Genomic DNA, 15208 nt, shown 5'->3' on the forward strand with positions numbered 1-15208 from the left:
ATGTTGACTAAATCACTCTCTAAACTCCTCTTGCGCGTTGCATTCTGGATGTTGATTCTAGCCATTATCGTGTTTTCAACCTTTCCATTTTACTACGCGATTTTGACGTCCTTGAAAACCAGCGAGCAGTTGTTTTCCATCGATTATATTTTAACGAGTGTTCATTTTGGCAATTATCAAACGGTGCTGAATCAGGCGTCGTTTATTCGAAGCCTAGGGAATTCGTTGTTCGTTTCGACGCTCACCGTCGTCATCTCCTTGTTGTTTGGCTTGACTGCGGCCTACGCCTTAGGACGTGTTGAGTTTAGAGGGCGCGGAGCGGTGTTACTGATGGTGCTAGGGGTGTCCATGTTCCCTCAGGTTGCTGTTTTATCTGGGTTATTTGAGGTAATACGTTGGCTTAATCTATACAACAATCCACTTGCGCTTGTGTTTTCTTACACCATTTTCACCTTGCCCTTTACTGTTTGGGTTTTGACCACCTTTATGCGTCAACTGCCGAAAGAGTTGGAGGAGGCGGCAATAGTGGATGGTGCATCGCCAATCGTGACCCTGTTTCAAGTGTTCATGCCGTTGATGTGGCCTGCCATGGTGACAACCGGTTTATTGGCATTCATTGCGGCTTGGAATGAGTTTCTATTTGCACTGACCTTCACGCTGACCGATGACCAACGCACCGTGCCTGTCGCCATTGCGTTGATCAGTGGTGGGTCTGCGTATGAATTGCCCTGGGGCATTATTATGGCGGCGTCCGTCGTGGTGACGGTGCCATTGGTAATTTTAGTCCTTATTTTTCAACGACGTATTGTATCTGGTTTGACAGCTGGTGCTGTTAAAGGCTAATCCGAGGAGAAACTATGAATGTGTTGACCAATCAAGAGTGGTGGAAGGGTGGAGTCATCTACCAGATTTACCCTCGGAGTTTTATGGATTCAAATGGGGATGGGATTGGTGATTTGCCAGGCATTACTTCCAAGCTGGAGTACGTCGCGTCATTAGGTGTGGATGGGATTTGGCTGTCACCCTTTTTTACATCACCGATGAAAGACTTTGGGTATGATGTTTCAGACTATCGTAATGTTGATCCCATGTTTGGCTCGCTTGACGACTTTAAAGCACTGATTGAGAAGGCGCATGCCTTAGGTCTAAGGGTAACGATAGATCAAGTGATTAGCCACACCTCTGATGTGCACCCTTGGTTTACCGAGAGCCGACAAAATAAGGACAATGCGAAAGCTGATTGGTATGTATGGGCAGATCCTAAGCCCGATGGCACTCCACCCAACAACTGGCTGTCGATTTTTGGCGGCAGTGCTTGGACGTTTGAGAGTCGTCGTCAGCAGTATTATTTGCATAACTTTTTGACAAGTCAGCCGGATTTAAACTTTCATAATCCCGATGTGCAGCAGGCGCAGTTAGACAATATGCGTTTTTGGCTGGAGTTGGGGGTGGATGGTTTCCGATTGGATACAGTGAATTTTTACTTTCATGATCAACAGTTAAGGGATAATCCACCCTTGCCAGCGGGAGCGGCTAAAACCTACGGTGCGCCAGCCACTAACCCGTACACTTGGCAGCAGCATGTCTATGATTTAAGCCAGCCAGAAAATTTGGCTTTTCTTAAAGAGTTAAGAGCCTTATTGGATGAATACCCAGGCACTACAACTGTTGGGGAAATTGGCGATGATCATCCCTTGGAGCGGATGGCAGAGTATTGCTCAGGTGGCGATAAGCTGCACATGGCCTATACCTTTGATTTGCTCAATAAGCCCAATTCGGCAGAGCATATTCGCAGTGTGATTCAGAACTTTAATGCGATGGCACAAGAGGCTTGGCCTTGCTGGGCGTTATCGAACCATGATGTCGTGCGCAGCGCAACGCGTTGGGGGGAGAACGAAGGCTCTGGTTATCCTCGGGTGGCGTTAGCAATGCTGATGTCTCTGCGTGGCAGTGTGTGTTTATATCAAGGTGAGGAGCTTGGCCTTCCCGAAGCCGAGGTTCCTTTTGAGCGAATTCAAGATCCGTATGGGTTACCTTTTTGGCCAGAGTTTAAAGGGCGCGATGGCTGTCGCACGCCGATGGTTTGGACCTCTGGGGAACAAGGCGGCTTTTCCAGCAAGGAGCCTTGGTTGCCAGTCGACCTTGCTCATTTGCCCTATGCTGTTGCAGAACAGGATGCAGACACGTCATCGATGTTAAATGCTGTGCGTCGCTTTATTCATTGGCGTCAACAACAACCTGCCTTGAAACGTGGTGCGCTTGAGTTGTTGGATGCGCCGAGCGGTCTCTTAAGCTGGATTCGGAATGACGAATCTCAAACGCTTTTAGCCGTCTTTAATATGACAGGGCAAACACAGCATTATCCGTTACCCTGTGATGTGACGGCTGTGCTAGAGGGACATGGTTTTGAGGCCTTATTACAAGACCAAGTGCTAGAGCTTCCGCCGTATCAGGCTTTTTTCGCTGAAATTGATTGAGTTGACAGAAATGCCGAAGGGATACCTTCGGTGAGTGAGGTTTCATGGCCAGTGTAACACTAAAAAAAATAAGTAAGACCTACCATTCGGTGAATGTACTCAGAGACATCGATTTAGACATCAAGGAAGGTGAGTTTGTTGTCTTTGTTGGCCCCTCCGGCTGTGGTAAATCGACCTTGCTGAGAATGATTGCCGGGTTAGAGGAAATCAGTGACGGTGATTTACTGATCGGAAGCGAGCGAGTGAATCACCTGTCACCTAAGGAACGCGGTGTCGGCATGGTTTTTCAGTCCTACGCACTCTATCCGCATATGACTGTGGCCGAGAATATTGCCTTTGGTTTGAAGCTCGCTAAGCAAGATAAGGGCACGATAGACGATAAAGTTAAGAAAACCGCCGATATATTACAGTTAGGGCCCTTGTTGCAGCGTAAACCGAAGGAAATGTCCGGTGGTCAGCGTCAACGTGTCGCGATTGGGCGTGCCATGGCGCGTGAGCCTAAAATCATGTTGTTTGATGAACCCTTGTCCAATCTGGATGCGTCCTTGCGCATTCAAATGCGCAGCGAGATTGCCAAGCTTCATGACCGCTTAAAGTCGACAATGATCTACGTGACCCATGATCAAGTCGAAGCAATGACATTGGCCGATAAAATTGTCGTGCTAAATGCTGGAGGCATCGAGCAGGTGGGGTCGCCCTTCGATTTGTATGAAAACCCGGCCACTTTGTTTGTTGCGGGTTTTATTGGCTCCCCCAATATGAATGTGATTAAGTGTCATCTTCACCAACCGGGTGAATCGATAACGGCCTTGGACATTCCAGAGCTGGGTACACTGGACGTTAAGATCAACAGCCAAACCGCCCAGATCGGCGAAAAAGTTGTGCTGGGTGTACGTCCAGAGCATTTGGAAATTCAAGCATCGGAGACGGGTCTTGAGATTGTCAACGTCGAATATCTCGGCAATGAATCGTTTGTATATCTGCAAATTGGCAAGGAAGAGGTGCCGCTAGTGGCGAGAGTCTCTGCCTATACGACGTATAAGGTTGGTGATAAAGTGCAGGTCTCTATCGCCCCAAACGCGGCACATTTGTTTGATGATAAAGGACGGGCATTTAAGCGAACCTAACGGATGTGGGTACAGGCAGTGAAGTGGTTTAGATGATCGAATATAAAAAAAAGCTGACAATCAAAGATATGGCGAAAGCGTTGAATGTGTCCACGGCGACCATTTCCAATGCATTTAATCGGCCTGATCAACTCTCTGAGTCTTTGCGTCTACGTATCATTGAGGACTGTCAGCGTTTAGGGTATGAAGGACCGAATGCGGCCGCACGCAGTTTGCGTACCGGGGTTAGTGGTATCGTGGGTGTGCTGCTTGCAGATAGCCTGAGCTATTGCATCTCAGACCCTGTTGCGAGTCAATTTTTGGCAGGACTTGCGGATGTCCTCGATCAACGCCAATGCAATATGCTGTTGCTACCCGGACAGGATGAGTCGACATCCTACAAATCAAGACAAATGGAGTCCATGGTGGATGGGTATATCGTCTATGGTGGGCTGCATCCGTCTAAACGTTTTCAGAGGCTACTGCAACAATCCAAACCGATTATAGCGGTGGACGTGGATACGACGGATTTTATCACGGTGAATATCGATAATCAGGACGGAGCTTACCGTTCTGCCTGTTTGGCACTTGATCATCGTCCCCAAAAAGTTGCGATTATTTCGTTACGCTTAACACCTGTCTCGACTGTGTCTTGGGCAACCTGTGATGCATGCTATGCCAGTCCAGCCTCGGTGTCTCGATCGCGTTGGCTTGGTTATATGCAGGCATTGCAAGAATATAACTATCCACTGGAACAATTAAGCGTGGTGGATGTGCCTGTGAATACCCATCGGAATGCCTGTCTGGCGGCCTTTATGTTGCTGAATCAAGACGAACGCCCTGATGTCATTATCTGCATGAGTGACCGAATGGCGCTGGGTGCCTTGCAGGTGGCATTGCAGCAACAAATATCGGTTCCCAATGATCTTAAAATTGTTGGATTTGATGGTATTGCCGAGAGCCAATTTACGCATCCTACTTTAACTACCGTCCAGCAATATAATGAACTCAAAGGGCAAATGGCGGGGAATATGTTCTTGGGACTCGCACCCAGGCAGAATGTGATTCTACCCACCGATATGCTGATGGGTGAAACCTGCCCGAGAGTCGTGCCTTAATTAGCCTTTTTCATGGTTAATATACCTAACCCCAATTTGATTTCGGCCCTGCTGCTTAGCGGTGTAAAGTGTTTGATCAGCAAGTGAGTAAAGTCGTGTGAGCCCGGACTCTATTGAAAGTTGGTTGGGGTGTTTGACAATGACAGCGCCGATGCTAATGGTTAATACCTTAAGCGCGTCGGGACGGCTTGTGTGAGGAATGTTTAAGTCCTCAAATCCCTGTCGAAAGGCTTCAAGATGCGGTAAAAAATCATCATGAGATGAGCGAAGAATTACAACAAACTCCTCACCGCCAATGCGCGCATAAAAGTCATCTTCGCGACAAAAATGTTGAGAAAATAAAGCCCCTAGCTGTTTCAGGGCAACATCCCCCGCTTGATGACCTTGACTGTCATTAAACTGTTTAAAATAGTCAATGTCCAAAATGGCGAAGCAGAAGGTTGTATTGTGACGTTTGGCATGTTTCCACGCAGTGGGCGCGAATGTGTCGTAGGCACGGCGGTTCGGAATGGCGGTGAGTGCATCCTTAGTCGAGAGTTCAAGCAGTGCTAATTTTTGCTGCTGAACCAAATCAACGGCGAGATTAAACACAGACCTGAATTTTTCGAACTCATTAATACGAAATCGTTCAGTAAGAGGGGTTAAGTTTTGCTCCGATACCATTTGCTCAATTGCTTGAATGTGCTTCTTCATGGGGCGGTGAACAATCCGTTCCAACAGCGCCATGAGTAGGAGAGCTACCAACCCTGTGATGGCAAAAACGAATGGAAAGCCATCCAGTAAATTGGGGGAGTGTATAGGTGTATGGGTAATGTGAATGGTTACCATCGGCGTGTTGGTATCATCGCGAATAATTCGATCACGTTCAGTTTGAAAGCCTTCCTCAAGTGTAACTGGCGCTAAGTTGGGGATGGTATTCGCAAATGCGAGTTCGTCTTCGGTGGTGGGGGTAGTGAAGTTGAGCTTGAGTCGAGTAATCGATTCGATAAATTCAATTTCACTCTCTGACAAGAGTTGAATAAACATAAGATAGCCAGCGGGATCTTTCTCGCTCAAGGAGTCAGTGACATTGGCTATCGCGTAGATAGCAGGCCCGGATCGAGTGAGCAACCAGCCACCAAGAACGTCACTATCGACTTGATTAAAGCGATGGGTAATTAACGCCCAGTCAATATTTGATATCTGACTGAGATCGACCAATGTTTCGTTGGAAAGATCATAGCCTTGACTGTAATGAACATGGACGTCATTTGTTAAATACACAACGCCCAAGAGTTTGTTGGTGATAAACGAACTTGGCGTAAAATTACTTTGAACAAAACGCTCAAATTGAGTAGGTTCGGTCAGGAACTGGTAGCTATCGTCCCAATGAGCCCAGTCCAGCGTAATGCTGGCAAGTGTTGCTTTTTTCAGGCGTAAGATTTTTGACAGGCTATTTAATTCTTGGAGCTGAAGTTGTTCTGCGATCTCTATTTCTTTTGGATGCTCAATATAAAAACGATACAAGCCCAATACACTGATCAGAAATAATGCGAACACAACTGAGGTGAGAGCAATATAGCCTTTGATGCTTTTCAAATGAATACGAGCCTTTCGTGCATAAATACCTTTAATGAATATAGGTATTTGTGATGTATTTATTAGTTATCACTATAGCACGAGAGGTCAATTTTTCACTAGATTGTCTCTAAAGCAACTTCAAATGGCGCAATAACGCACGTGTGTCGAGGTGGCTCTCGATCATATCGGCGAGTCGATCTAACGAGGCTTCGCGGTGATGGGTGTAATTGGTGGTTGTTTGAGGAGCTGCTAGGCCAAAATAGGTGAGCAATGTGTTTAAGGCTTCTGCCTGTTCAAAGATTCCGTGCATATAGGTGCCGAGTATCAGTCCATCGTCACTTATTGCGCCGTCAGGTCCACCGTCTGAATGAGTCAACGGCCTAGAAAGCGCGTGACCTTCACTCCTGCCCATGTGGATTTCATATCCGCTAAAAGTGGAGGTTTTTCCTGTTCCATTTAGGTCATGCATCTGTCCGCGTTGTTTGCGCAGTACTTTTTGAGCCTCTAAGTGTGTGGTAAAAGGCAATAGATTCAGGCCGTGGCTGCTACCGGGTTGCCCCTCAAGACCCTCTGGATCATGGATGCTAGACCCTAACATTTGAAAGCCACCGCAGATCCCCATGACTTTGCCGCCATAACGCAGATGCTTTTGCAGGTGCTCAGGCCAGTTGTGTTCGATTAGCCAAGCTAAATCCTGGCGAGTATTTTTGGTACCGGGCAGAATAATGACATCGGCAGCAGGGATAGGCTCGTCTTTACCGACAAAGATCAATTCAACTTGGGGGTGTAAGCGCAGAGGATCGAAGTCATTATGATTGCTCATTCTGGGCAAGCGTGGAACCACAATTTTAAGCGCGCCTGCCTGGTGCTCTCCTGCATGAGCGACACTGTCTTCTGCATCAAGAAGCAGGCCTTGCAAGTAAGGTAACACGCCGTAAACAGGCTTTTGGCTATATTGCTGCAGCCAGTCGGTTCCCGATGTTAAGAGTTGAGGGTCTCCGCGAAAGCGATTAATGATAAACCCTTGGGTGCGTGCTTGTTCAGACGGCGAAAGCAAGGCGAGGGTACCCACCAGCTGTGCAAAAACACCGCCTCGATCAATATCGCCGACTAAAATCACCGGACAGTCGATGGCTTCAGCAAACCCCATATTGGCAATATCACCTGCGCGAAGATTAATTTCGGCAGGGCTGCCAGCACCTTCAGCAATCACAATATCGTGCCGTTGAGTTAATGCCTCCCAAGCCGCGAGCACGACGTCTTTGGCCGTACGTTTAAAGGCGTGATAATCCATCGCGTCCATATTGCCATAGACCTGTCCTCGTAAAATAACCTGGGCTCCTCGATCACTCTGTGGCTTTAGCAACACGGGGTTCATATCGCTGTGTGGTACGAGACCGCAGGCCAAGGCTTGCAGTGCAGTGGAGCGTCCGATTTCACCACCATCACAGGTAACGGCACTGTTTAATGCCATGTTCTGCGGCTTAAATGGGGCAACATTGACGCCTTGACGTGCCAACCAGCGACACAACGCGGCCACCACCGTGCTCTTGCCTGCATCAGACGTAGTGCCTTGGATCATCAAAGTGGTCATCAGAGTTCGATGCCTTTTTGTGCTTTGATCCCTTGGTCTTTAAAGGCATGCTTCACTACGGTCATCTCTGTTACGGTATCGGCAAGTTCGATCAAAGCCGTAGGCGCGTTGCGACCTGTGACAATCACATGCTGGTGGCTGGGGCGATTGTGTATATCGTCGAGCACCTGCTCAAGATCCAAATAGTTATAACGCAGGGCAATGTTCAGCTCATCCAGTAGAATAAATTCATAGGTTGGATCACGTAGCATCGACTGAGTGATTGTCCAGGCGGCTTCTGCGGCGGCAATGTCGCGCTCCAGACTTTTCGTTTCCCAAGTATAGCCTTCGCCCATTACGTGATAGTCAACGCCAACCTGTTGACGAAAAAACGCCTCTTCGCCTGTTTGAAAAGCGCCTTTAATAAATTGAACAACACCGGTTTTCATGCCGTGGCCTAGCGCTCTGGCCAGCATGCCAAAACCTGAGCTGCTTTTGCCTTTTCCGGGGCCTGTGAGCACCAACAGCAGACCCTGTTCATTTTGGGCATTGGCAATGCGGGCTCGCATCAATTCTTGTTTTCGCGCCATGCGTTTGGCATGACGTTCGGGATCTCGTAATAAAGTGGTCATGAAGGCATCTCCCAATGTAGACTAAAAACACGTCTGTTGAGTAAAGATATCGGCAACCAGCGCGGGCGCCGATGGAAAGTAGCCGTGAAAGTAACTGGCGATTAATGAGCCCTGTCGATAGACGGGTTCTGCTTCAGTCCCCGCTTGAATACGAGCTCGGCACACGGGCTGTAAGTGTGTGTCAAAGATTGAGTGGTGATAGGTGTGACCCCGCAGCTCGCCTAGTGAAGTTTGCACCGATTGCAAGCCAATGGCTTGTAGTTTGGGTTGCATTAACGCTTGTCCCTTGAGGAGATCCAGCAAGGCATGGTTGTCACCTTCGATGTCTCTCAATTGAGACGCACAATACATAAGCCCTCCGCACTCGGCCAAAATGGGTTTGTTGGCTTGGTGATGAGCCCATATCGCATCACGCATCTGGGTGTTTTCAGCTAAACGGGCAGCGTGTAGTTCAGGGTAGCCACCCGGTAACCAAAGTGCATCGGCGTCTGGCAATTCTGTGTCAGTGAGCGGTGAGAAGAAACTGAGCTCGGCACCCATTTCCTTGAGTGCGTCGAGATTGGCGCGATAAATAAAGGCAAAGGCTGTATCACGAGCAATGGCAATGCGTGTTCCTTCTAAATAGCGGGGCAGAGGCGTTGGACGGTAACCGGATAAGGTCACGCTTTGCGGTAAGCGATCAAGGCCTTGCTCCTTTAAAAGCTGGGCGGCTTTGTCCAGTTGTGCATCTAAATTATTAAGCTCAGAGGCTTGAACGATGCCTAGGTGACGATCAGGAATGGACATAGCCTCATGTCGAGGCACTGCACCCAGTAAACGCAGGTTAGAGGGCAAAGCTGATTTCAAAATGTCCGTATGGCGTTGGCTGCCAACTCGGTTGGCAATCACATCGTAAATGGGGAGCTCTGGGTCAAACTGAGCGAGGCCTTGTGCGACGGCTGCAAAGGTTTGCGCCATGCCCCAGGCATCAATCACTGGCAGGGCAGGGATGCCTGCCAGTTTGGCAAGGTCGGCGCTCGAAGGTGCGCCGTCAAATAATCCCATAGAGCCTTCAACCAGAATAACATCGGCGTCCATGGCCGCTTCAACTAAGCGCCAACGGCACTCTTCTTCTCCTGTCATCCAAGGATGCAACTGGTAAACAGGCTGACCGGATGCCAACTCCTGCAACATGGGATCAAGATAATCCGGCCCGTGTTTAAATACTCTAACTTTACGTCCTGCATTGCGATGCAACCGTGCTAAGGCCGCCGTAATCATGGATTTTCCCTGACCTGAGCCAGGTGCGGTAATTAAGGCAGCGGGACGATTAAGGGTTAAGAATTGATTATGCATGCGTTATCTCGCTGGAATAAAAAAAGGTTTGCCATCAATCCAAGCCGTTTGGAGACGTTGATTAAACAGCGTTTCTAATGCAGTGGGTTGCAGCATGGACTCAGCGTCTCCCCAACAAGCCTGACCATCGGGGTAAAGTAATAGAATATGGGTACACCAGCGTGCCGCTAAATTCAGGTCATGCAAGCACATCACCAGTGTTTTTCCCTGTTTGGCTTGCTGGGCCATCAACTCAAGCGTTGCCACTTGGTGATGAAGGTCTAGGTGATTAGTGGGCTCGTCGGCCAGCCAAATCGCGGGGTTTTGTGTCATCAAGGTGGCAATGGCAACCCGTTGTCTTTCCCCCCCAGATAAGGTGCTCACTAACCTATCTGCAAGGTGATCAATATCCAGTGCCACCAATGCCGCTTGTGTGAGTGCTATGTCGTTAGCTGACTCCATCTGCCAAGCCGATAGAAAGGCATGGCGTCCCATTAACGCGGTTTCCATCACGGTTGCCGGAAAATCATCGTGTCGTTCTTGAAAAACAAGACCCAGCAGTTGGGCAATGGCACGGCGTTTATAGCTGTGGAGTGGGCGTTGATTGAGGTGAATCTGTCCTGAGCGAGGCGCACGCAGCCCAGCAAGTGTCTGTAGAAATGTGGTTTTGCCAGCGCCATTGGGCCCCAGTATGCCCCATATTTGCCCTGGCTCTAGACAAAAAGACAGGGCATCCCCCTGAGCTCTGCCCGGCACGTCGATGGCCATGGCTTTAAGTTCAAGGCTGGCCATCAACGTGTCCTATGCAATAGATAGAGAAACATAGGCACTCCGAGTAAGGCCGTTAACACCCCAACTGGAAGCTGCTCGGGGGCAATTAAGGTGCGAGCGAAGGTGTCAGCAACCGTCAGTAGCGCGCCGCCGGCAAGGGCCGAAGCGGGTAGGATCAGCCGTTGATCATTGCCCAATACCAAACGCAGCATGTGCGGCACTATCAAACCGATAAACCCGATGCTACCTGCAGTGGTGACGGCAATCGCCGTGAGCAGGCTGGCTAGAAAAAAAATGCCAGCTTCTAAGGGTTTGACCGCAACGCCTAAGGCCGCCGCTTGCAAAGGGCCACGTGCTAACACGTTTAAACTGCGTCCAAACGGGGTTAAAACAACACAAATGCTGATCAGTAGGACTAAGGCTGGCCAGGGTGTTTGAGCATAGGACAGATCTCCCATCAACCAATAGAGCATACCGGGTAGGCGCTGCGGTGGACTCAAGGCTAACATCAAGGTGATGATGGCACCCCATCCCGATGCGACCACAACGCCCGTGAGCAATAGACGAGAGGGTGTCCAACTGCCTGAACCATGGGCCAGCCCAAATACGAGAAGGGTTGCGATTAGAGCCCCTAATAATGCTGACCCAGAGACCAATAGAGCACCCAGTCCCAAGAGCATTGCTCCCAAAGCGCCAACAGCCGCCCCACCCGAGAGTCCTAGGATATAGGGGTCGGCCAAGGGATTGCGCAACAGAATTTGCATTAAGGCTCCGGCCACAGCCAGCAAACCACCTGTAGAAAAGGCCGATAGGGTTCTAGGTAGGCGTAAGTCCAAGATCAAGGTGCGTTGCAAGGGATCACCCTGTCCAATCAGCACGTTCATCACGTCGCGAAGGGGCAGTCCGGAGCTGCCCTGTGTGACTGAGAATACGAGGGCCATTGCCGAGAGCAGTGCTAAGCTCAACAAAGGAATCAGATAGCGCGTATGTATGGAGCCTGCGATGGGTCGTTTACTGACGTTTGGCACGGGCTTCATCCAATGCTTGGCAGAAACGTTCTGCCCCTTGTAAAAGGCGCGGGGTTGGCCTTTGAATCAAAGAGGGGGGAATAAAGTATAGATTCTGATCGGCTGTTGCGTGTAAATGGGGGTATTGTTGCCAGTGGTCGAGCCAGGCTTGGTTTTCCTCGCCCATTCCGCCAGCCAATATTGCTTCGGGATTGGCACTTAAGATGGATTCGGTATCTAAACGCGGAATCATACGCGGTAAATCGGCAAACACATTGTCGCCCCCGCAGAGTTCAATGACTTGGTGAATGAGATGTTCATGGTTGACCGACATGATTGGGTCATTCCAAACCTGGTAAAAAACGCGAACGGGTGATGCGTTTTGATAGCGCTGCTGTAAGTTGTTTATGCCCTCTTCAAACGCTTGAGCAACTTGTTGCCCGACGTCATCGCTTCCTGCTAAATGGGCTAAACGGAGTAAAGTGCTAGAAACATCGGCAAAACGGCGTGGTTCTAAGTAAAAAACCTTGAGGCCCAATGCTTCTAGTCGTTCCATTTGTTCAGCGGGATTGCCCGTTACCCAGGCAATCACTAAATCGGGTTGCAATGAAATGAGCTTTTCCATGTCCAAACGGGTGAGGCTACCGAGTGACTCTATCGCTTGTGCCTCGGGGGGGTAGTCACTAAAGGTGACAACTGCCACCACTTGATCACCGCCGCCCGCTGCAAACATCAGCTCAGTGGCACCGGGTGACAAAGTGGCAATGCGTTGAGCCGGGTGATCCAAACAGATTTGGCGACGCTTATCATCAACCACACAGCGTGCTTGAGTGGTCTCATCCGCCAGTAAGCTGGATGTTCCCAACAAACTCACGAACGCGGCTAAGATCCATTTATGTAGCATGATAAGGTCGCCTTCTGATTAGAGTCCGCTATAACTTAGAGTTAAAAATGCACTGCGTCCAGGATTCTTATAGTCCCAACCACCGAAGCCACGTGTCGTGACATAGTCTTTATCAAACAGGTTGTCGACAGTGACGGTTGCAGACCATTCAGGTGCAAAGTTCCAGCGGCTTCTGAGGTTAACAAGGCCGTATCCCGGCATCTTGTCAGACTCACGGCGTGCATTGTAACGGCTACCTTGCGCAATTAAAGTACCGCCGACCGACCAGTCTCCCCAGCTGCGATCCGCATCAAAGCGAACGCTTTTAGTGGTGCGGCGTTGTAGACGAGTATCGTCGGCACGATCGATCGGATCAGTTCCTGTCAAGGCGGCTTTTAGCATCCAGTCGGCGACCTCAGCACCAAGGCTGAACTCAATGCCACGAATACGCGCACGATCAATATTTTGGGGTGCCCATAAACCGGAAGGCAGGGGAGCCCAATTGATCAGGTTTTTATACTGCGCTTCGTAAACGGCGACATCCCAGAAAAACGTTGGGTATTGACCACGAAGCCCTATCTCAGTGGTATGGGAGGTTTCCGGTGCTAGATCAAGATTACCGCTGCCAGGCCAGTAAAGATCATTGAACGTGGGCGCTCTAAAGGCGGTTCCGTAGCTGCCTCTGAGTGTGTGCTCGGGGTTGATGGCGTAACCCAGGGCAAGGCCACCCGTCACCTTATCACCATAGACTTGGTTGTCATCAACGCGTAGATTGGTTTGCAGACTTAAAGGATTGAAGTCAAATAAACCTTGTGCGAAGACCGCATGGTTTTTACGAGATTCTCCAGCATAGCTTGAGGTTTCGACGCTATCCTTAAGTGTGTCTGCACCCAAAATAAACTCATGGGCATCCATCCAAAGCGTGTTTTCCCAACGCAGTTTGTGCGTTTTGGTATCAAAATTAGAACGAGTGCCTTGATAGCTTGTGTTCTCATCCCTTGCTTCACTGAGTTGCACGCGAGACAGCCAATGCTCCGTGACTGGAATGCTGGCCGTTAGCCCTAGTACTTGAAGTCGGTAATCCGTGTTACCACCGACAAACTCGGTATTCCCTTGGGTGTGCATCACCAATAGACTTAGATCTGCACCTGAGTCAAAGCCCTGACCGAGACGGGCAAGGACCGATGTATTGTCATAGCCCCTACGTCCTTCACCTTCTTTAATCTCGATGCCATCGGTTGTAAATTGATTGGCAACCAGCTGGTATCGAGTTGAGTTGTGTTGACCCGAAACCCCTGCATTGACTTGGTAGGAACCAAAGGATCCACCACCGACAGACACATTCATTCTTTGTGCTTGAGAGTTGGCTAAAAAGCCTTGTATAACACCGCCCGCCGCATCAGCACCGTAAAGCCCCCCGCGTGGCCCTCTCACAATTTCAAAGCGTTCAAACAGATTGGGTGTTAAAAACTGCCAAGACGCACCGCCAGAGGTGGCGGACTGAAGACGAATACCGTCCACTAACAAAACGGTCGAATCCGAAGCGGCGCCGCGAGTGTAGACACTGGTCGTTTTACCGAATCCCCCATTCGAACTGAAATCAACACCAGGCTGACCTTTCAGAAGGTCAATGATGTCTTTAGGTTGTTGTAGACGAATTTGCTCTTCATCTATAACCGTGACAGATGCCAGCGTTTCATCCGCTGTTTTTGCGGACAGGGTGGCTGTCACAATAATTGGATTAAAACGTGTGTCTGCAGAATCCAAGGAGGAGATCGGCTGAGCGAAGAGAGGAGCGGAAAGGCTCGATAGGCAAAGCAACGCCAAAGGCTTGATTGCAAAAACCGGTTTGTTCATGTGACAAGGTCTCGTCAAGTGTGCACACCCGCACAACTAATTATCGGGGAACTACTGTCAGTGGGAGGAGATAGGAGGGACAAAACAAGACCCTGCCCAATGATCGCCCACCGCAATCAGGCATAACATCACGGGCAGGTCTCCGGGCTGACAAGCAAAAGACTCGGTTTTTTAAAAACCTATGTTTAAAAAACCTATGTCTTAAGGGGTGGCTCACCTTCCCATACCGACGTACAGTGGTTATTGAGGCACCTTAACTTGATCACCGTTGCGGGGGCAGCGTCAGATTGAAGCACTGACTTCCCTATTAATCCGAGAGCGAATCTACAGAACCTGTGAAGCGCCAAAGACTAGCATTTTGAGTGATTTTTCACAAGTTAAGGGAGCAGTGTGAGCAGTGCTTTAAGGACGAATCCAGCGGAATAAGTGAAGGCAGAGTGAGGTTGCTTAAACCAAGGACCCCTTTCACTGTTTAACCGATCGTCTTGATCGGTCGGACCAATCCATTCCACGCATAAAACACCTCATCGCAGCGCTCAGCTGCATCTTGGCTTAACCAGCCGTTGAGGTCGCGAAGGGCGCGTTGTTTGGCTTCGATCGGCACTATACCTCGTCCAATCTCCAGCAAGATCAAGCAAATGGGCTGTTGCGAAGCCTGCTCATGTGCCAGATAGGTGTCGAGTTGGTTTGCATACTCAGTACGAAGCTGCTTAACATCATAGTTCCCCATTAAGTCTGCCTCAATCCAACGCTCCCAGCCCTCAATGATGAGAGGGGATGGGGCGCTGGATTCGGTTGGCCAATCCTTCAGGTATTTGCCTTCATAGGCTGAAAGCCAATAGCCATTGGGGTAGAGCTGACGAGCAAAACGGCGTTTTCCTGAGCAGTACCCACCGATAATCAGTTTCAC

The 15208-nt window shown here is 49.5% G+C and carries 13 protein-coding genes and 1 riboswitch; of the genes, 4 read left to right on the top strand and 9 right to left on the bottom strand.

Annotated features, from left to right (window positions below; translation table 11 throughout):
• From F5971_RS01350 to F5971_RS01365, 4 genes are read left to right on the top strand one after another with little or no spacing between them, the layout of a single operon-like run.
• A complete protein-coding gene (locus F5971_RS01350; protein ID WP_036506667.1) occupies positions 1-843 on the top strand; it encodes a carbohydrate ABC transporter permease in 843 nt (280 codons plus the stop codon).
• Positions 844-857: 14 nt separating this feature from the next.
• Positions 858-2477: an alpha-glucosidase gene (locus F5971_RS01355; RefSeq protein ID WP_193493587.1), complete on the top strand. Its 1620-nt coding sequence runs from the start codon at positions 858-860 to the stop codon at positions 2475-2477.
• Between the two features lie 44 nt (positions 2478-2521).
• The gene (locus F5971_RS01360) at positions 2522-3604 is read left to right on the top strand and encodes an ABC transporter ATP-binding protein (protein ID WP_036506669.1); all 1083 of its coding nucleotides are present in this window, start codon (positions 2522-2524) and stop codon (positions 3602-3604) included.
• A gap of 32 nt (positions 3605-3636) precedes the next feature.
• Positions 3637-4701 carry a LacI family DNA-binding transcriptional regulator gene (locus tag F5971_RS01365; RefSeq protein WP_193493589.1) on the top strand — a complete coding sequence of 355 codons (1065 nt, stop codon included), beginning with the start codon at positions 3637-3639 and terminating at the stop codon, positions 4699-4701.
• Here the strand turns inward: F5971_RS01365 and F5971_RS01370 are convergent, their stop codons facing one another.
• The 9 genes from F5971_RS01370 to F5971_RS01410 form a co-directional block, all read right to left on the bottom strand.
• Positions 4702-6279 carry a diguanylate cyclase gene (locus F5971_RS01370; protein WP_036506673.1) on the bottom strand — a complete coding sequence of 526 codons (1578 nt, stop codon included), beginning with the start codon at positions 6277-6279 and terminating at the stop codon, positions 4702-4704.
• A gap of 109 nt (positions 6280-6388) precedes the next feature.
• On the bottom strand, positions 6389-7855 hold the full coding sequence (locus tag F5971_RS01375; protein ID WP_193493591.1) for a cobyric acid synthase: 1467 nt from the start codon (positions 7853-7855) through the stop codon (positions 6389-6391).
• Complete coding sequence (cobO, locus tag F5971_RS01380; protein ID WP_036506679.1) at positions 7855-8466, bottom strand: cob(I)yrinic acid a,c-diamide adenosyltransferase; 612 nt, start codon at positions 8464-8466, stop codon at positions 7855-7857. The genes F5971_RS01375 and cobO overlap by 1 nt, the downstream gene beginning before the upstream one ends.
• A 21-nt stretch (positions 8467-8487) precedes the next feature.
• Positions 8488-9801: a cobyrinic acid a,c-diamide synthase CobB gene (locus F5971_RS01385; RefSeq protein WP_036506681.1), complete on the bottom strand. Its 1314-nt coding sequence runs from the start codon at positions 9799-9801 to the stop codon at positions 8488-8490.
• A gap of 3 nt (positions 9802-9804) precedes the next feature.
• Complete coding sequence (locus F5971_RS01390; RefSeq protein ID WP_036506684.1) at positions 9805-10572, bottom strand: ABC transporter ATP-binding protein; 768 nt, start codon at positions 10570-10572, stop codon at positions 9805-9807.
• The gene (locus tag F5971_RS01395) at positions 10572-11588 is read right to left on the bottom strand and encodes a FecCD family ABC transporter permease (protein ID WP_081763663.1); all 1017 of its coding nucleotides are present in this window, start codon (positions 11586-11588) and stop codon (positions 10572-10574) included. The genes F5971_RS01390 and F5971_RS01395 overlap by 1 nt, the downstream gene beginning before the upstream one ends.
• The gene (locus F5971_RS01400; RefSeq protein WP_081763664.1) at positions 11563-12462 is read right to left on the bottom strand and encodes a cobalamin-binding protein; all 900 of its coding nucleotides are present in this window, start codon (positions 12460-12462) and stop codon (positions 11563-11565) included. Before F5971_RS01400 ends, F5971_RS01395 begins: the two co-directional genes overlap by 26 nt.
• Before the next feature lie 18 nt (positions 12463-12480).
• Positions 12481-14298, bottom strand: a complete 1818-nt coding sequence (locus F5971_RS01405) for a TonB-dependent receptor domain-containing protein (protein ID WP_193493593.1) — start codon at positions 14296-14298, stop codon at positions 12481-12483.
• A gap of 116 nt (positions 14299-14414) precedes the next feature.
• Positions 14415-14650, bottom strand: a riboswitch (cobalamin riboswitch).
• A gap of 120 nt (positions 14651-14770) precedes the next feature.
• A complete protein-coding gene (locus F5971_RS01410) occupies positions 14771-15208 on the bottom strand; it encodes a bifunctional adenosylcobinamide kinase/adenosylcobinamide-phosphate guanylyltransferase (RefSeq protein ID WP_246187738.1) in 438 nt (145 codons plus the stop codon).

The organism is Nitrincola alkalisediminis, from assembly GCF_009821115.1.
GTDB lineage: Bacteria > Pseudomonadota > Gammaproteobacteria > Pseudomonadales > Balneatricaceae > Nitrincola > Nitrincola alkalisediminis.

What these genes read in the sequence shown, in the direction of transcription:
- F5971_RS01350 (WP_036506667.1), top strand. Translation starts at nt 1, where the DNA reads ATGTTGACTAAATCACTCTCTAAACTCCTCTTGCGCGTTGCATTCTGG.
- F5971_RS01395 (WP_081763663.1), bottom strand. Translation starts at nt 11,588, where the DNA reads ATGAAGCCCGTGCCAAACGTCAGTAAACGACCCATCGCAGGCTCCATA.
- F5971_RS01400 (WP_081763664.1), bottom strand. Translation starts at nt 12,462, where the DNA reads ATGCTACATAAATGGATCTTAGCCGCGTTCGTGAGTTTGTTGGGAACA.
- F5971_RS01375 (WP_193493591.1), bottom strand. Translation starts at nt 7,855, where the DNA reads ATGACCACTTTGATGATCCAAGGCACTACGTCTGATGCAGGCAAGAGC.
- F5971_RS01360 (WP_036506669.1), top strand. Translation starts at nt 2,522, where the DNA reads ATGGCCAGTGTAACACTAAAAAAAATAAGTAAGACCTACCATTCGGTG.
- cobO (WP_036506679.1), bottom strand. Translation starts at nt 8,466, where the DNA reads ATGACCACTTTATTACGAGATCCCGAACGTCATGCCAAACGCATGGCG.
- F5971_RS01365 (WP_193493589.1), top strand. Translation starts at nt 3,637, where the DNA reads ATGATCGAATATAAAAAAAAGCTGACAATCAAAGATATGGCGAAAGCG.
- F5971_RS01405 (WP_193493593.1), bottom strand. Translation starts at nt 14,298, where the DNA reads ATGAACAAACCGGTTTTTGCAATCAAGCCTTTGGCGTTGCTTTGCCTA.
- F5971_RS01385 (WP_036506681.1), bottom strand. Translation starts at nt 9,801, where the DNA reads ATGCATAATCAATTCTTAACCCTTAATCGTCCCGCTGCCTTAATTACC.
- F5971_RS01355 (WP_193493587.1), top strand. Translation starts at nt 858, where the DNA reads ATGAATGTGTTGACCAATCAAGAGTGGTGGAAGGGTGGAGTCATCTAC.
- F5971_RS01390 (WP_036506684.1), bottom strand. Translation starts at nt 10,572, where the DNA reads ATGGCCAGCCTTGAACTTAAAGCCATGGCCATCGACGTGCCGGGCAGA.